The organism is Candidatus Sphingomonas colombiensis, assembly GCA_029202845.1.
GTDB lineage: Bacteria > Pseudomonadota > Alphaproteobacteria > Sphingomonadales > Sphingomonadaceae > Sphingomonas > Sphingomonas colombiensis.
Genome location: CP119315.1, coordinates 3,749,836 through 3,767,256, shown reverse-complemented (window position 1 = coordinate 3,767,256; position 17,421 = coordinate 3,749,836). Strand labels below are relative to the sequence as shown.

16 protein-coding genes and 1 pseudogene are annotated in these 17,421 nt (G+C 60.9%); 3 read left to right on the top strand and 14 right to left on the bottom strand.

Going from position 1 to position 17,421, the window contains the following annotated elements; genetic code table 11:
• Positions 1–24: 24 nt before the first annotated feature.
• From P0Y64_18370 to P0Y64_18310, 13 genes and pseudogenes are all read right to left on the bottom strand, one after another.
• Complete coding sequence (locus P0Y64_18370; GenBank protein WEK43255.1) at positions 25–1,122, bottom strand: FecR domain-containing protein; 1,098 nt, start codon at positions 1,120–1,122, stop codon at positions 25–27.
• Positions 1,119–1,709, bottom strand: coding sequence for an RNA polymerase sigma factor (locus P0Y64_18365; protein WEK43254.1), 591 nt, complete (start codon positions 1,707–1,709; stop codon positions 1,119–1,121). The genes P0Y64_18370 and P0Y64_18365 overlap by 4 nt, the downstream gene beginning before the upstream one ends.
• A 220-nt stretch (positions 1,710–1,929) precedes the next feature.
• Positions 1,930–2,865: a nucleotidyltransferase domain-containing protein gene (locus tag P0Y64_18360; protein ID WEK43253.1), complete on the bottom strand. Its 936-nt coding sequence runs from the start codon at positions 2,863–2,865 to the stop codon at positions 1,930–1,932.
• 45 nt (positions 2,866–2,910) lie between these two features.
• Positions 2,911–3,339 (bottom strand): type II toxin-antitoxin system VapC family toxin, encoded by a 429-nt coding sequence (locus P0Y64_18355; GenBank protein ID WEK43252.1) that lies wholly within the window; start codon positions 3,337–3,339, stop codon positions 2,911–2,913.
• Positions 3,305–4,027, bottom strand: a complete 723-nt coding sequence (locus P0Y64_18350) for an AbrB/MazE/SpoVT family DNA-binding domain-containing protein (protein WEK43251.1) — start codon at positions 4,025–4,027, stop codon at positions 3,305–3,307. Before P0Y64_18350 ends, P0Y64_18355 begins: the two co-directional genes overlap by 35 nt.
• Positions 4,028–4,232: 205 nt before the next feature.
• Positions 4,233–4,862, bottom strand: a complete 630-nt coding sequence (gene radC / locus P0Y64_18345) for a DNA repair protein RadC (protein ID WEK43250.1) — start codon at positions 4,860–4,862, stop codon at positions 4,233–4,235.
• The gene (locus P0Y64_18340; protein ID WEK43249.1) at positions 4,805–5,245 is read right to left on the bottom strand and encodes a hypothetical protein; all 441 of its coding nucleotides are present in this window, start codon (positions 5,243–5,245) and stop codon (positions 4,805–4,807) included. Before P0Y64_18340 ends, radC begins: the two co-directional genes overlap by 58 nt.
• 53 nt (positions 5,246–5,298) lie before the next feature.
• Complete coding sequence (locus P0Y64_18335; protein WEK43248.1) at positions 5,299–5,643, bottom strand: hypothetical protein; 345 nt, start codon at positions 5,641–5,643, stop codon at positions 5,299–5,301.
• A 476-nt stretch (positions 5,644–6,119) separates the two neighbouring features.
• Positions 6,120–6,707: a LuxR C-terminal-related transcriptional regulator gene (locus P0Y64_18330; protein WEK43247.1), complete on the bottom strand. Its 588-nt coding sequence runs from the start codon at positions 6,705–6,707 to the stop codon at positions 6,120–6,122.
• Between the two features lie 290 nt (positions 6,708–6,997).
• A pseudogene (locus P0Y64_18325) lies at positions 6,998–7,198 on the bottom strand (IS3 family transposase).
• A 374-nt stretch (positions 7,199–7,572) separates the two neighbouring features.
• On the bottom strand, positions 7,573–7,683 hold the full coding sequence (gene cydX / locus P0Y64_18320; GenBank protein WEK43246.1) for a cytochrome bd-I oxidase subunit CydX: 111 nt from the start codon (positions 7,681–7,683) through the stop codon (positions 7,573–7,575).
• An 81-nt stretch (positions 7,684–7,764) separates the two neighbouring features.
• The gene (gene cydB / locus P0Y64_18315; protein WEK43245.1) at positions 7,765–8,913 is read right to left on the bottom strand and encodes a cytochrome d ubiquinol oxidase subunit II; all 1,149 of its coding nucleotides are present in this window, start codon (positions 8,911–8,913) and stop codon (positions 7,765–7,767) included.
• Between the two features lie 12 nt (positions 8,914–8,925).
• Positions 8,926–10,503, bottom strand: a complete 1,578-nt coding sequence (locus tag P0Y64_18310) for a cytochrome ubiquinol oxidase subunit I (GenBank protein WEK43244.1) — start codon at positions 10,501–10,503, stop codon at positions 8,926–8,928.
• A 116-nt stretch (positions 10,504–10,619) separates the two neighbouring features.
• On the opposite strand from P0Y64_18310, the gene cydD reads away from it, so the two are divergent.
• Entirely contained in the window at positions 10,620–12,185 is a 1,566-nt protein-coding gene (cydD, locus tag P0Y64_18305; GenBank protein WEK43243.1) for a thiol reductant ABC exporter subunit CydD, read from the top strand.
• Positions 12,182–13,876 carry an ATP-binding cassette domain-containing protein gene (locus tag P0Y64_18300; protein WEK43242.1) on the top strand — a complete coding sequence of 565 codons (1,695 nt, stop codon included), beginning with the start codon at positions 12,182–12,184 and terminating at the stop codon, positions 13,874–13,876. The genes cydD and P0Y64_18300 overlap by 4 nt, the downstream gene beginning before the upstream one ends.
• Before the next feature lie 65 nt (positions 13,877–13,941).
• On the opposite strand, the gene P0Y64_18295 is transcribed toward P0Y64_18300, so the two are convergent.
• Positions 13,942–14,694 (bottom strand): VIT family protein, encoded by a 753-nt coding sequence (locus P0Y64_18295; protein ID WEK43241.1) that lies wholly within the window; start codon positions 14,692–14,694, stop codon positions 13,942–13,944.
• Positions 14,695–15,037: 343 nt separating this feature from the next.
• Between P0Y64_18295 and P0Y64_18290 the strand changes: the two genes are divergently transcribed.
• Positions 15,038–17,416: a phosphoketolase family protein gene (locus P0Y64_18290; GenBank protein WEK43240.1), complete on the top strand. Its 2,379-nt coding sequence runs from the start codon at positions 15,038–15,040 to the stop codon at positions 17,414–17,416.
• Positions 17,417–17,421 lie beyond the last annotated feature (5 nt).

The window sequence follows — 17,421 nt, the reverse complement described above, 5'->3', positions numbered from 1 at the left end:
GGATGGATGCGGCGATCGGGGGAATTATGAGGGCGGCCGGCATCGAATGCCGATATTCGGCACGCAGCGCCGGCCAAGCGTATAGCCGCTATCCTCATATGTTACGGCAAGCACCAGAAGATCGGCGACCTTCTCCGCGATCCGTGGGGTGTCTCGCAGGTGGAAGGTTCCTGAAACACGCAGGGCACCAATCTCAGCGGTCGCGACCGATATGGGCTTCCTGGTGTATCGATTTGCGGCGTCCAGCAACTGGGACAGGGGAACGTCGTTGAAGGCTTCCACACCCTCCGGCCAATTTTCGTCGCCGACCGGAACGCCGGGCTGAGGCGTATCGCGATCGGAATCCACGAGCAGCCGTTCGCCGACTTTCATTCGCGTGAATATTGCTGGAAGGGTGCGCGCGGCGCCGGCCGGCCGGAGGCTGGAATCCGGCTGGCTGTGCACGTCGATAGCGCCCTGAACCAGGTGAATCGCGACGCGGCGGGTCGAAAGCAAGGCGACGTCGAATATTGTCCCGCCGCCCTTCACCACGGTCGTGTCGGCGCGAACGAGAAACGGGCGGGCTTCGTGCGCGACATAGAAGCGCGCGCGTCCATTCATCAGGCGAAGACCACGCTCGCGAGAATTGTACGACGCGACCACCAACGTGTTCGTGTCCAGCGCGAGCCGCGACCCATCGGACAGCGCGACATTGCGGATTTCGCCAACCCCCGTCGCATACTGTCTTTCGACTTCACCTTCGGCAGTGGCATCCGCTGCCTGCGATCCGGCCCTGCCGGCCAGATGCGTGGTCAGGGCGACCGCAGAAATCCCGATGCAGCCTGCCGCGAGCAGGCCGATCAGGAGCTTGCCCTGGGAAGGCTTTCCACCATTATCAGCGGCCGGCCGTTGCGCATTTGCCCCGTCAGCGGAAGGCGATGGGGCGTCCTTGAGCAACTTGCCGAGGTTGAAGGTCTCGGCGACGCTGTTGTACGCGCGCATGTGCAGCGCCCCGCGAGCAAGCCATTTGTTGAAGTCGTCCCTACGCACATCGGCTTCCGGCCCGCGCATGATCGCGAACCACTCGGCTGCTTCCTCACGAAGTTGGTTGGGTGACGGTGTTGGTACGGCTTCCTCGCTCATTCCTGCCCCAGTGCGGCGTCGATATGCGCGAGCGCACGCGCCACATGATATTGCACCGTCGGGATGCTGATCCCCAACTGTTCCCCGATTTCCTTGTAGGTGAGTTCGTCGACGCGATGAAGCAGAAACACTTGCCGCGTCTTGTCGGGGAGCTCTTCCAGTACGCGGCGATAGGTTTTCAGCACGTCATCCAGCTCGATACGAAACGATTGGTCAGGCGCGATCGATGGCTCATGTTCGGGACCCAGGGGCACGGCAAGCCACGCGGTGCGCGTTCGAAGGCGTCGTGTTCGTTCGAAGAGAAGGTTTCGGGCGATCCGCCGGAGATAGTGGCCGGGATCCAGTATCGAATGCCGAGACATGTGGCGGGCGAGGCGGGCGAACGCTTCGTGGACATAGTCGGAGGCTTCATCGTCGCCGCGAAGACGACGGCCAAAATACGCGGAAAGGCCTTTCGCTTCGCTGCGATATATCTTTTCCAGCGAGAAGCGGCCGCGATCGTCAGAGTTTTCAAGACCATTGGTGCTGACGTCATCTAAATGAGCTTGCGTGAGTTCCTGATCACGCGGATTGATCGGTGGAGACATGGGCCCACTGTTCCTCACAGGGCGGCAGATACCGTTCCCGGGTTGGCCGGGTTAGCTTTGTGAGGTGGACCATGCGCCTCCAACAAGGAGGGGCCGGTTACTCGACCCGTATGTCGAGCTTCGAGATACCTGACAGGACAATCCTGCGGGCGGCTGCCAGCATTCCAGCCCGCTGTCACGTTTATGTCGTCAAAGGGAGGCCGGTTCAACCCTGCGGTTATCAGGCTGGTTTCGGCGTGCTCTCGGCCGCTACTTTCAGCAACGCGATGCGGTCGGTGCAAACCTCATGTACGATTTCCCCAAGTATTTGAATTTTTCTCCGGAGCCAGTCGAGTTCTTCAGGCGAAATGTCGAAATGCCTCGAATGCTGTCCCTTGCGATAGGCTTCCTTGAGTTTCTGGTACATGGCGCGCTCGGCGTGCGTACCACGAGGCCAGGCATTGAAGAGCCTTCGGTCGAGGCCTTCGGCCATCCCTCGGAGAAAGAGAATGTTGGGGTTGCGCGGGGCGTAGAAGGTCAGCGTCAGCAAGGCGCATTTATACAGATTTTCGGTGGCCTGATGGAGAAGGTAGGCGGTGTTGCTGAAAAAGCCTTCACCTTCCGCCAGTTCTGCTATCCGGTACCATCTCATCGCGGCGGGGAATTTGTCTTCGAAATAGTCCTTTGCCGTCAGATACGCCTGCATGGGCGTCTTGGGCTTGGGCTCCGCGAGCAACCGATCATCGGACTGGTAAAGGATCACGCCATCCTTCGCGATCTCCATGAAGAGAAGGCGCCCGTGGGCGAGGCCGTCGTTGACCTGCTGAAGCGAGTGGACGATGAAATTTACCGGCGTGCGGATGATCTTCTCGACGTGGTAGGCATCAAGCAGCCGCTGTTCGGTCTGCTCCCAATATCCCGCGCGATCGGTCAGTTCCGTTTGGTTGACGATGACGAGGATGTCATAATCGGAGGTGAACTGGTTGGGATCGAAGGGGGCGTCGACCCAATCACCGCGCGCATATGATCCGAACAGGATGACCTTGAGGATACGCGCTGATTTCCGCGATCCTGTCGCATTTTGCGTCGCTTCGCGCAGCCCCTGAAACAGAATCTCGACGACACGTTCGAGTTCACGCTGTTTGGTGGCGGGAAGATGGGTGATGTCAGTCCGCATGCGATAAATCCGCGATCTTCTGCTGTGCATCGGTGATTTTGATCATCATCGAACCACCTCGATTTCAACGCCAAGATCGACCTTTTTCCAGACCTGGTCAGCGGTCACCGCCACGGCATTGCGTGTCTGGGCCAGCGCGAGGCAGGTGCGATCGCCGAGGGACAGGCCCAATGCACGTGTGGTGGGCCGTAGCGCCCCGCCAGCATCAGCCTGATCGCGGTCAACCGGAATGATGTCGATATCGAGTTCCGCCAGCATCGCCTTCGCCTCGTCTGGTTCGACACCGCGATCGGTGAGCTTTGCGAACACCTCATGGTAATTCACAGCCGACACCAGCGCCCGGGTCAGGCGCGCTTCGACCTGCTCGGCCCCCGGTTCCCCGAAAAGCAAACAGAGTAATGCCGACGCGTCGAGGACATAGGTTTGATCGGCCGATCTCTCAGTCACGCGAAGCCTCGGCCCGACGTTCAGCAATCAGTTCGTCCGACACCAGCCCTTCATTCGGCGCGAAGGCGCGCAGTCGCTCCTGCACCCGTCGAAGCGCGGAACGGGCGGGACGAATACGAAGCTCATCACCCTCAATTTCAAACAGGACAGTGTCGCCGTTCTGGAGTCCAAGCGAACGGCGCACGTCGGCGGGCAGCGCGATACGCCCGCCAGCTATAACCTTGCCGCGAAGGATGTTCATGGCACTATGCTCGTATTTGGTACTGAATAGTCTTTTGTACCATGTTTCGGCGTGATCCAACAAGCCATACTCGATTTCTGAGTCTGGGAGCAACTCGCGGGCCATCGCGCGATAGAGCGTGACCGTCGCATTGAGCGCATGCTCAAGCATGGCTCTGGTCGCCGGCGTCAACTTAAGATCCACCCTTCGATGGTCATCCGGATCCGGTTCGCGGATCAATATGCCCATATCGGCTAGCTTTGCAGCGCGGCGATGCGTGTTGGCGGGCGCTCCCTCGGTAACCAGGCACGATTGAAACATCGTCCTGCCTTCGAATTCCGCGAGATATAGCTCAAGCAGGAACATCCAATATGGGCGCGTTGAAAGCGCTTTGCCGATATTTCGCTCCATCACAGCATCAAGGCGCATCAGCCCGCGGCATGCGGCAGCGCGAAGCGAGGCAGGAAAATCATCCGGGGCGTTGGGCGCGTTCATTGGGGCGAAGTGCCTAGGCTGCGAGCGTCGTCATGGCATAGCCGGAGGAGCGAACCGCAGGCGGCGATCCGCGCAACGAGAATTTCCAGTCTGGGCGTACCGGGGTGATGATCGGTCGCCGCAACTTGGCCATCGCCCTCGACCAAGTCGCGGTCCGAATGGATTTGCTCGCTCCCGCTAAGGGCAACGCTATCCGCAGGCGAGCTCATAGATACCCGGCCTTACGGAAACTGGTCCAACCATGTTTTGCCACCACGAGGTGATCGTGGAGGACGACGTCGAACCAGCGGGCCGCGCTTGCGATGCGATCGGTCAGATCGAGATCCGCCTTCGAGGGCGCGGGATTGCCGGAGGGATGATTGTGCACGAGCAGGAGCGCGGTGGCACCAAGCTCGAGGCAGCGTTTCAATATCTCGCGCGGATAGGCGTGAACCGACGATACGGTACCGACGCCCATGATTTCGTCAGCGAGTAGCTCGTTCGCCGCGTTGAGAAACAGCACGCGAAATCGCTCGACCGGTTCATAGGCCATGCGGCATCGAAGATAATCGAGGACCGCCTGATCGCTGGACAGCACCGGGCGGCGCGCGAATTGGTCGCTCAACATATGAATCAGCGCCAGTTGGACAGATTGCAGCATCTGCTCGATCTCTGGCAGTTGATCGAGGACCGGCGCCCGATCTGCGGCGTGCGCGGAAATCACTTCGCCGAACGATCCGAAACGCTCTATCAGCCGACCTGAAAGCTCCCGCGCACAATCGGGGCGGGTCAGCCCGATCAGGGCTTCCAGGGCGCGTCGGCACCCAGATCCATCTGCCGGCGCTTCGTTCGCCATGTCGCAACGATCAGCATCAATTGCGCGATCCAGCCCCATAGCGCTGTCGCATCCATGTAAGCCTTCCAAGGGACACTCGGCGCAATGACCAAGCCGATGTGGACGATTACCTCCGCAGTCAGCATCGCGGCGATCCAGATTGGCCAGAAACGCGTACATCGAACGGAAAGCCATAGGAAAACACCCAATATAGCTACATCGGTCACAAGGACGCCGCTCTCGATATGAAAGAAGCGCAGGCCCAGCGGGTGCACGACGAGAGTGCTGATCCAGGCGCCAGCGAACAGGGTGGCCGCCCCGATTTGCTCAGGGCGACCGCCTCGCAGCACCGCATAAAGGGTGCTGACAACCAGCAGCACCAGGAACGCGATCTGTCTCGTCATGACGTTATCGAAACAAGAACTGTCGAGCTAGTCAACCGCTCGGACCGCAGGTCTCATGCGGCACGCAGGTGCGGCGCGTGGGGTTCCAGCGCGGCCTTGTTGGGTTTGATAAGGTCGCCATAGCTGACTTCGGCGAGGCCGATATCGTCGCTGGCCTGTTTGAGATTGGTATGCGTCGCGACGATTTTCGCGCGGGTTTTGGCGATGAGTTTTACCGCGGACGCTGAACTGTTGAGTGCGTCCTGTCCGACGACGGCCGAAAGGCCGACGTTCAGTCGGGCGAGAGGCAGGGCGGCATTGAGTTCGGCGATCCGCGTCGCCGCGACGTCGAGGGCCTCCTCAGCTGCGAAGAGGCGCTCGGCAACGGTGCGGGCAATGGCTTGGCGTTGAGCACGCATAGTTTTCCTATTCCCGCTTTCGAAAAAAAAGCGGGCCTTTTGCTGGATAATGACAGGATGGCCGCTCCGATGATGTGGGCTGTTCAGCCCAGAGCAGCGAATGATGGAACCGACATCGGCGGAGCCGGGCCGGTTGCGATCGCGGTCGCGATCAAAGCTTTCCTGGAATTCAGGTCATTGGCGCTTCTCCCACCCGTTTTGGGCGAACCGGGAGCGGGGAGGCGTTGGTCGGCTTAGCGCCATACGTTCGCTTCTCTGCATGACCGGTGCGTCCGTGTGGCCATCGATGGAGCGAGGAGAGGCGCAATTGCTGGGATCGGGAAGGCCTAAGAAATAGGTCTATAAATATACCAATAAGATCAGACAGTTGGCGCATTTTTTGGCGCGTCCACCGTGGAAATCGTCGCGGCCGGCTTGGTTGTCCGCGTGATCGACCGCCTCGGTGTTCATCGACTCTTACGGGAAACTTGCAGCGATTAGCGCAGCAGCCCGCTCAAACTGGTGAGCAGCGATACGGCGGACCCCAGTGCCACTAACGCCGCTGCGGCGAGGACTGCGATCGTAACGAGCGTTTCCCTCGGCGGCAGGTGGTTCGCCTGCTTTCCCCCAACGCGCAGCGGGACAAGCGTGGAGACGCGCGATACGACGTAAGATCGCTGCGGCTCGGCGAGGGGCGGCCCCGCCGTCACCGGTTCATCCGATCGATCCTGATCGCTGCGATCGTGCGGTGCGAGGATGTCGGGCACTTGCGCTCTTGGCGGGTGGGACTGCGCTGCGGCAATCTGCTCTTGCCGAGTCTCCCATTCTACGAACAAGCGTGCCACCGAGCCCCGATACTCGCCGTGGAGACTGCTGCGGATATCGAAGATGATCTTGTTGATCGTATGCTCGGAAAGCTCGAGGTGCCGGGCAATTTCCTTGGTCTTATAGTTTCGGGCAACCAGACGCAGGCAATTTCGATCACGCTCTTTAAGGGCGGCGAAGCACAAGTCGCAATCCTCCACGGTCAATGGACCGGCGCGGTGATTCATGTCGACGCTCGCAATCGTCGCTAACTCGCTCAAGCATCGCCGCGCGAGATGACGACCTTTACCTATAATATTCTTGTCACCAATCCGTAATGAAGTGCAACAAAATAATCCGATGGCTTACCCGTCCGGGTGCTGGCGCCCATGATTGGAAATTCGATGTGATTTCCCACCAGCGGCGCCGATCTGCCCCCCACGGGAGACAGAGATGGCCACCCAAATCATTGGAGAATTGCAGTGACACGTAGCTGAACGCGCCTCTCACCCCTCCATCAGTAGCAGCGGTGCGTCCTGCTCCTCGCGCGCAGCGCCCAACCAGTCGCGGGCAACCGCGCATTCTCCTTGTCGAGATCCTTCATCCGCCGCGCCTGGTCCGTCTTCAGACCACCATATTCCGATAATTAGGTCTGCTTACTGACCGCGATCCGCCGACATGCCTCAGGGGTCTAGGTGCCCTGCGCCAAAACGATCTCCGCTTCACGCAGTTTGGCGATGATCCCCTCCGGCTTGTGCTTCTTGAACGGCATTCCCAATCTCCTTCGTGATCCAAAATAACAAAGATTCTCGACCACTCAGAAGGGGGTGGATCACTCGGTGGGGGCTGATCACTCGCCAAGCCGATTGCGTGAACCTGGAAAACGCTTTTGGCGAGATCGAGATCTACGGTGATAATATCCCGCGACATCGAACGGCTCCTTTGACCTAGCTCAACGGCCATATCATCGCACACCTACGCTGGTGCAAAGGCCGACCACAGCATCAGGTCAGGAGCAGGTCAATGGATCAAGATCGTATCTAGATTATCATAAAGCGGGGTTGTCAGAACCTACGTTTAGAATCAATTTTTCAAGATTGCGGAGTGACGCTGCGTGCCCCCCCGTGCATCATTCTGAAGACAAGATCAAAAAATCACGTCATCATCCGGATCGGAATGGAATTCGTGCCATATTCCATTGAGTATGCCGAAGGCGACGGCGAGGCCGAGCCCCAATATCCAGCTAAAATACCACATGCGTCACCTCGTTGAGTCTGGGAAATGTCCTGTTTTTGTGAGTTCCGATTCCGCGATGATTCCATCTGGCCCGAAATCAATCTAGTAGAAATCGGGGTTGCTGCCGACCTCCTCGAGCGTCACGCGTCCAAACATCACGCGATAGGCCCAGGCGGTGTAGAGCAGCACGATCGGCAGGAAGATCAACGTCACCAGCAGCATGATGAACAGGGTCATCTGGCTGGACGACGCGTTCCACACCGTCAAACTCGAGGCCGGGTCGATTGAACTGGGCAAGATGAAAGGAAACATCGACAATCCGACGGTTACAATGATCCCGAACGCGCTAAGTGAGGATCCGCCAAAGGCCAATATTTCGCGCCGCATGCGAATGCCAATCAGCGCGATCACCGGCCCCAGCAGGCCAAGCAGCGGCGCGACCAGCATCCAGGGGTGGGTGTGGTAATTATCGAGCCAGGCGCCCGCCGCGGCAACGGTCGCGGTCAGGTGTGGATTGGACGGGCCCGCCGTGTCAACGACAGCGCTCACGCGAAAACCCATGCCCGTCGTCGCTACCATCAATCCGCCGGCCGCGAATAGCACGATCGACAGGATGGCGGCGAATTGGCCGAAACGGGCAGCCCGATCATGGACGGCGCCGTGCTCGACCTTGATGGCGAGCCAGCTCGATCCGTGGAGCACCAGCATCGCCACCGATAACAGGCCGGCGACTAAGGCAAAGGGGTGGAAAAGACCGAGCAGGCTACCCTCGTAGAAAGATCGCAAATCGCTATCGAGGCGAAACGGAATACCGGTCAGTACATTGCCGACCGCCACGCCGAAGACCAGGGCAGGCACGAGGCCGCCGACGAACAATGCCCAGTCCCAGCGGTTGCGCCACACGGGATCGGGGCGTTTCGAACGATATTTGAACCCGACGGGCCGCAGAATGAGCGCGGCAAGCAGCAGGAACATCGCCAGGTAAAGGCCCGAAAAGCTCACCGCATAGACGAACGGCCATGCCGCAAAGATCGCGCCGCCGCCGAGGATGAACCATACTTGGTTGCCTTCCCAGGTCGCGCCAATGGTGTTGATGACCATGCGGCGCTCCACATCGTCCCGCGCGACGAAGGGGAGCAGTGCGGCAACGCCGAGGTCGAAGCCGTCGGTCAGCGCGAAACCGATCAGCAGCACGCCCATCAGCACCCACCAGATCAGGCGAAGCGTCTCATAGTCGATCGGAGGTACCATGTCCGGGGCTCCTTATTCGGCGGGAAGCGGCGCATAGCCAGGGGTGGATGGGGACTCCGCATCCGATACGTCCTGTTGCTCGATCGGCCCCTTGCCGATGGTCGCGAGCATCAGGCGAATCTCGATCACCGCGAGCGCGCCGTAGATCAGCGTGAAGCCGATGATCGTGGTCCATAATGCCGGCACGCTGAGGCTAGATGCGCCGAGGAATGTCGGCAGCACGCCATCGATTGCCCATGGTTGGCGCCCGATCTCCGCCAATATCCAGCCGAACTCGATGGCCAGCCATGGCAGCGGAATGATCCATACGGCGGCGCGCAAAAACCAGCGTGCGTCGAAGCGCCGGACGGTCGAGAAGTAAAAGGCCAGCAGGAAGAATGCGATAAAGAAGAAACCGAGCCCTGCCATGACGCGGAACACCCAGAACATCACCGGCACATTGGGTACTGTCGACCACGCCGCCTGCACGATCTGCTCAGGCGAGGCGGTGCGTGGATCGGCGACGTAACGCTTGAGCAGGAGCGCGTAGCCAAGATCGAGCTTGTGTCGTTCGAACTGTTCGCGCGCTGCAAGGTCGTTGCGGTTGAGCTTGAGCTTCTCGACCGCATCATAAGCCTCAATCCCGTCTTCGATCCGCACCTGCGCCCTGGCGACAAGTTCGGTGATGCCGGAAACTTCGCCGGTCAGGCTGCGGGTGGAGATCAGGCCCAGTAAATAAGGAATCTTGATTTCGTAGCGTGTGTGGCGCCCTTCCAGGCTCGGAATGCCAAATATGGCGATTCCTGCGGGAGCTGGTTCGGTGTGCCACATCGCCTCGAGCGCGGCGAGTTTCATTTTCTGGTTGTCGGTAAGCGCGTAACCGCTTTCGTCGCCCAGCACGACGACCGAGAGGGACGACGCCAGGCCAAAGGCGGCAGCGACGGTAAAGGAGCGGCGGGCGACCGCGACCCATTTGCCCTTGAGCAGATACCAAGACGATACGCCGAGCACGAACACCGAGGCGGTGACATAACCCGCGCTCACCGTATGGACGAACTTGGCCTGCGCCACTGGATTGAACAGCACCGCCGCAAAATCCGTAACCTCCATGCGCATCGTCGCGGGATTGAACGCTGCGCCGACCGGATGCTGCATCCAGCCATTGGCGATGAGGATCCAGAGCGCCGAGAGGTTCGATCCCAGCGCGACCATGAAGGTCGTGAAGAGATGCTGGCGCTTGCTGAGCTTGTCCCAGCCGAAGAACATCAGCCCGACAAAGGTCGCCTCGAGGAAGAAGGCCATCAGTCCCTCGATCGCGAGCGGCGCGCCGAAGATGTCGCCCACATAATGCGAATAATACGACCAGTTGGTGCCGAATTCGAATTCCATGGTCAGGCCGGTGGCGACGCCAAGCACGAAATTAATGCCGAATAATTTGCTCCAAAACCGGGTTACCGTCCGCCAGATCGGCCGTCCGGTCATCACATAGATACTCTCCATGATGACCAGCATGAAGGATAGGCCGAGCGTCAGTGGCACGAACAGGAAATGATAGAGTGCAGTCAGCGCGAACTGGAGCCGTGAAAGCTCAATGACAGCCATGTCGACCATGTCGATGCACTCCCTGCAATTTTTTCAGGCCGTCCGAGTGCGTGACTCGGTTCTCTTCCAACAATAAACAATGATGCCAATTGTGCGTGTGTTCAATGGATATTAGGCAAACAGGCATGGCACGGTCCCACCTCTTGTCTCCCTGGCTGTTCGATGGCGTCGTTGCGATAGCTCTGGCGGCCGCGATCGCTATCACTGCTTCGGTCAGCGCGCGGTATTGCGGAATATACGTAATGGCCCTTGCCGGCATCGTTGCGGCGGGAATTGCGCGGGCGATAGTGGAATACCGCGCGGCGACGCGGGGACAGGATACCGCAGCCGCCGCCAAAAATACCTGGCGCGCCCGGATATTCCCGACGGTTCTGACTGCGTCGGCCGGCTCTCGGCACATGCTCGGTGAGCAGATCGCCGATGCTACCGATCGTATCGAAAGCCTTGATGGCTATCACGCGCGATTCCTGCCGTTGCGCCACGCGGCGGTGGTGACGCCGCTGTTGATCGCGGCGGCGGCCGCTCCGGCGAGCTGGGTCGCGGCGCTGATCATGCTGGTGACGCTGATCCCGTTCGCGATCGGCATGGCGCTGGCCGGTTCCGCCACCCGCCGCGCCGCTGCCCGTCAACTTGCGGCACTGGGCCGGCTGTCCGGACTGTTTGTCGATCGCGTGCGGGCGATGCCGGTCATTGTCGCCTTTGGTGCCGAGGAAAGGATCACCCGCCAGCTCGACAAGACCACGCGGGATGTCGCGGCGCGGACCATAACCGTGCTGCGTATCGCCTTCCTGTCGGGCGCGGTGATCGAATTTTTCGCCGCACTTTCGGTTGCGCTCGTCGCTGTTTACTGCGGCTTCAGCTTGTTGGGGCTGCTGCCCTTTCATGCCCCCGAACAGCTCGATCTTGGCCGCGCGCTGTACGTGCTGATTCTCGCTCCGGAATTCTATCTGCCCATGCGGCGACTGGCGGCGGCCTATCATGACAAGCAGTTGGGCGAAGCTGCGATGGAGCGACTGAATGCGCTGAAGGCTCCCGAACGCCCGGCGCCTTCGCCTGCGCAATTCGCGCGGCCGCCCGCGCTGGCTTTTGAGCAGGTGGTCATCGATTATGGTGAGCGTCGGGTAGGCCCTTTCAGCTTTGACGTTCCGCGCGGCCGGACCACCGTTTTGTCCGGCGAGACGGGCTGCGGTAAATCGAGCCTGCTCCACGCTCTGCTCGGGCTGGCGCCGCTTGCCGGTGGGCGGATATCGCTCGATGGCGAGCCGTTGGTCCGCGATCTGCGTGGCTGCGTGAGCTGGGCCGGGCAGGCGACCATGCTGCTTCCAGGAAACATTGCGGACAATATCCGGATGGCATGGCCGCAAGCCAGCGACGACGAGATCGACCGCGCCGCGCGACAGGCTGGTCTTGGCGCGTTGCTTGCTTCCCGCGCGGACGGCTTCGGCACGATGATCGACCCGCGCGGCTCCGGGGTGTCGGGCGGGGAGCGCCGTCGGATCGGCTTGGCGCGGGCGTTGTTGCGTGATGCGCCGCTGTGGCTGTTGGACGAGCCGACCGCGGATCTCGACGCCGTCGCGGCAGCGGGCGTGATAGAAACGATCGGCGGGATGGGCGGCCGCGCAACGATCCTTCTCGCGACGCATGACCGAAATCTGTGCGCTCGTGCTGACCATCATGTGGTGCTGGGGTGAAGCGCGAGGAGCTCGATCTGCTGTGCGCGGAGGCGCTGCGTCCACATGCGGCAGCGCAGCGTCTTTCCAGGCTGTGCGCGGCGGCCGCCGCGACAACGGGAATCCTACTGCTAGGCATCGCCGGCTGGTTCATCACCGGCGCGGCACTGGCCGGTGCTGCCGGTATCCTTGCGGTTCAGGCTTTCAATTATCTCTTGCCGAGCGCGGGCATCCGGCTGCTCGCCATCCTGCGCACCGTCTGTCGTTATGGCGAGCGGCTTTATGGGCACCAGGCGGCGCTTGGCGCGATGGCGACGATCAGGGTGAAGTTGTTTGCGCGCCTGCTTGGGACGCCCGACGCGCCGCTGGCGTCGGGCACGGTCGCGGCTGCGCTCGTGCAGGACGTCGATATCCTTGAGGACCGCTTCGTTCGTGAGCCGTCTCGGGTCGCGGCGATCGCTGCTGTCACCGCCATGTTCGTGCTCGCGATACCGGCGGGAGCAGGTGCCATTGCCGCGCTGGCGCTGATCACGCTTACGATCGTCGTGGTGGCCAAGACATGCGCGCCGCTTATCCTGCCGACGCGTGCGCATCGCCTTCAGGAAGCTGTCGCGACCCTCAAGCGCGACATGGTCGAATTTGCCTCCGCCTCTCCGGAGATCGCCGCTTATGCCATGGCGCCCGCCGTCGAGCGGCGGCTTCACCGCCTCGCGCGCGAGGTGGACGACAGCCGAAAGGCGCTTGTCGCCGCCGAAGCCATGCTCGCCGCGTTGACTACGGTGTGCTCGGCGCTAGCGATTGCAGTCACACTTGCCTTCTCAACGACGGGCCGGGCACTGACCCTGCTTGCCGCGCTTTCCGCAGCCGGCGCGATGGAGGTGATCGGCGCCTATGTGCGTTCGGTTGGGCGGGACGCAATCGTCGCCGCAAGCCTGACAAGGCTCGCGAGCTTGATGGGCCCCTCTGTAGTAGCGAAATTCGGGGGCGCGCCGGCCGGCACGAATATCCGGCTAGGTCAGGCCTCTGCCGAAATCATCCTTACCGCAGGCGACCGCCTCCTCGTGACCGGCCGATCGGGCGCAGGCAAGACGAGCCTGCTCGAATGTCTCGCCGGGTTGCGCACATTGTGCAGCGTGCCGATCATTATCGATGGCGCGCCGGTCGCCAACATGGCCCCGGGCGCACGTCGCGATCTGTTCGCGCTTGCGCCGCAGGACGGCCTGATGATTGCTGGAACGGTTGCGGACAATCTCAGGCTTGCGCGTTCGGGGCTCACCGAGGAGGCGCTTTGGGCCGCACTTGAGGCTGCCTGTCTCGATGGGGACGTGCGCGCCATGCCTCAGGGGCTACTGACCTGGATCGGTGACAATGGCGTGCAACTGTCGGGTGGGCAGCGCAAACGGCTCTCGATCGCGCGCGCACTGCTGGCGGAACGCCCCTGGCTGTTGCTCGACGAGCCGAGTGAGGGGCTGGATCCGAGAACCGAGGCGGCGTTGCGCGCGAATCTCGATCGCTGGCTCTCACGCACTGGCGCGGGCTTAATTCTCGTTACGCATCGGCCCGCGCTGCATTCGCTAGGCCAGCGGCATTTGGTGTTGGATCCGGAGACAGAGGTTGTGACTGGTGATGTACACGCAGAACCGCGCGAACATGGCACATTCCCGACCATGCCGATCTTGCCGCTGGTCAACCCGGTCAGCACTGGCCGTTGATAGTAGCTCATCCGGCGATAATTTTTAGTAGGCCTTCTTAGCGATCCTGCGGAGCATATGGGGACCTAGATAATCGTGCCGAGCAGTCGCCCAATGCCGGCGGTCACCAACATCGCCGATACCCCCCAGAAAGTAACGCGCACAACCGCGCGAGCGGGATTTGCTCCGCCCTCTTTTGCCCCTACCATGCCGAGGACGATCAATAGTATGATCGAGACGGCGGCAACCGCCGGCACCACCAGTGGTGTCGGCGCGAGAAGCGCTAGAGCGAGGGGAGGTAAGGCACCTGCGGTGTAGGTCGCGGCTGATGTTATCGCAGCCTGAATCGGTCTTGCGGTCAGCACCGGAGAAATGCCCAACTCGTCGCGAGCGTGCGCACCAAGCGCGTCGTTTCTCATCAGTTGTTTAGCGACCTGATCGGCCAGATCCCGGTCTAGCCCGCGCGACACGTAGATGCCGGCCAACTCGCGAAGCTCCGCCACCGGATGAGCCTGGAGCTCCGAACGCTCCTGGGTAAGGGCAGCCGCTTCGGCGTCCGCTTGTGAACTGACCGATACATATTCGCCGGCTGCCATGGACATCGAACCTGCAATCCATGCAGCACAGCCGGCGACCAGGATTTCCTTGCGGCCCGTTGCAGCCGCAGCAACGCCGATGATCAGGCTGCCTACCGATACGATCCCGTCATTGGCACCGAGCACGGCTGCGCGCAGCCAACCGATCCGGTCCACGAGATGCTGTTCCGCGTGTTTTTTGCTCAATCCTTCCTCCTGTACGATGTGACAGTGTGTCTCGGTCGGGTTCAGCGAACTCGGCATGCCTGTCTCCGTATGCGCAAGGCCGTGCGCCCCGGGAAAACCAGTGCTGGCAGACTAACTCATTGGTGTCGTTGCCTCGATGGGCAGAAGGATTGCCATCCGCAAAGCTACGCAGGTTTTCAATCCGCGATCCCAAGTCGTCGCTCTGGCGGAAGACGCTGCGTGGCCTGCTCTAATGGCGGCGAGGCGCGCGACCTCGGTCTTGCTGGCTGATTGCGTAGCAATACGCATGGTGTTCGGCGCAGCCGCTGGCCAGTATCCGAATGAGGCTGCTTATGCGGCGCCCGCCTAGGGCTGGCTGACTGGCCTCCATCTAGCCACGGAGGCGACATTGGCGAGCATATTGAACGACCGTATCCTCGCGGCGGACGCCGTCGAGGATTATGGACTTCTCGATCGCTACTGGCGCGCTGCTAACTACCTCTCGGTTGGCCAGATTTACCTGCTGGACAACCCGTTGCTCAGGACGCCCTTGACGGCAGAACATATCAAGCCGCGATTGCTCGGTCATTGGGGCACGACCCCGGGCTTGAATTTCATTTATGCTCATCTCAACCGGGTGATCCGCCAGCGCGATACGGATGTGCTGTACGTCTGCGGGCCTGGACACGGCGGACCGGGAATGGTGGCTAACACCTGGCTCGAAGGAACCTATTCGGAAATTTACCCCGAGATCGAACAGAATGCGGAAGGCATGAAACGCCTGTTCCGCCAATTTTCCTTTCCCGGCGGAATACCCAGCCATGCGGCGCCAGAGACGCCCGGTTCGATCCATGAGGGCGGCGAACTCGGTTACGCCCTTGTCCACGCTTTCGGCGCCGCCTTCGACAATCCGGCGCTGGTGGTGGCCTGTGTGGTGGGCGATGGCGAGGCGGAGACGGGCTCGCTCGCGGCGTCCTGGCACGGCAACACGTTTCTCGACCCAGCGCGGGACGGGGCGGTCCTGCCGATCCTGCATCTCAACGGGTACAAGATCGCCAACCCGACAATCATGGGCCGCATGGAGGACGGGCAGTTGCATCGGCTGTTCGAGGGCCTCGGCTACAACCCCCTCTTTGTCGAGGGAAGCGATCCCATGGCGATGCATGAAGCGATGGCCGCCACCTTGGACCACGCTTTCGATCAAATCCGCGCGATCCAGGACGATGCGCGCCATGGCAACGGCGTGCAGGGCGTGCCGCTGTGGCCAATGATCATTCTGCGTAGCCCCAAGGGTTGGACGGGGCCAAAGGAAGTCGACGGCAAGAAGGTCGAAGGCTTCTGGCGCGCGCATCAGGTGCCGATCGCCGACCCCCGGGGAAACGAGGCGCATCGACACCTGCTCGAAACCTGGATGCGCAGCTATCGCGCCGAGGAATTGTTCGACGAACAAGGGGTGCTGAGATCGGAATTGCGAGCGCTCGCACCGGCCGGCGACAAGCGGATGGGAGCAACACCTTATGCCAATGGCGGTCGGTTGCGAACGGTGCTCAAGAGGCCAGACTGGCGCGATTTTACCCTCGAGGTGCCGGCGCCGGGTGACGTTGATGGCGAGGCGACCCGGGCGCTCGGTGCTTATCTTGCCGAAGTGATGCGGCTTAACGCCGATGCAAGAAACTTCCGGGTGATGGGGCCGGACGAGACTGCTTCCAATCGTCTTGGTGCGTTGTTCGATGTAACTGATCGTGTCTGGATGGAGCGGATTGAACCCTATGATGAGAGCCTGGCACAGAGCGGTCGGGTGATGGAAGTTTTGTCCGAGCACCTTTGTCAGGGCTGGCTGGAAGGATATCTTCTTACCGGGCGCCACGGCCTGTTCAACTGCTACGAGGCGTTCGTCCACATCGTCGATTCTATGTTCAACCAATATGCCAAATGGCTCAAGGTGTCGCGTGCACTGGACTGGCGCCGGCCGATTTCATCCTTCAACTATCTGTTGTCGAGCCATGTCTGGCGCCAGGACCACAATGGCTTCAGCCATCAGGATCCGGGCTTTATCGACCATGTCGTGAACAAGCAGGCGGACGTGGTCCGCGTGTATCTGCCGCCTGACGCGAACTGCCTGCTGCGGGTCGCCGATCATTGCCTCGCAACCTACGATCGGATCAATGTGATCGTTGCCGGCAAACAGCCTCAACCGCAATGGCTTACTGCGGAACAGGCCGAGACCCACTGCGCGAGCGGGATCGGCATATGGGAATGGGCAGGCTCCGATAGTGACTGCAACGCGCCGGACGTGGTGATGGCTTGCGCCGGCGACGTGCCGACCCTCGAAACGCTGGCCGCCGTCAAGCTGTTACGGGAGCATTTGCCGAAGATCAGGATACGCGTGGTGAATGTCGTCGACCTGATGACGCTTCAACCTCATTTCGAACACCCTCACGGGCTGACCGACGCTGCATTCGACGCGCTCTTCACGAATGATCGTCCAGTCATCTTCGCCTTCCATGGTTACCCTCATCTGGTCCAGCGGCTCATTTATAGTCGGAGCAACCACGCCCATTTTCATGTGCATGGATTCATTGAGGAGGGCACCACCACGACGCCCTTCGATATGGTGGTGCGTAATCAACTCGATCGTTTTCATCTCGCGATGGATGTGATCGATCGCGTGCCCGACCTCTGTGTCAGTGCAGCGCATGCCCGCCAATCTTTCCGGGATCGGCTGGTCGAGCACAAACATTATATCTGCGTGCACGGCGAGGATATGCCGGACATTGAGGGCTGGCACTGGCAACCATGATCGCC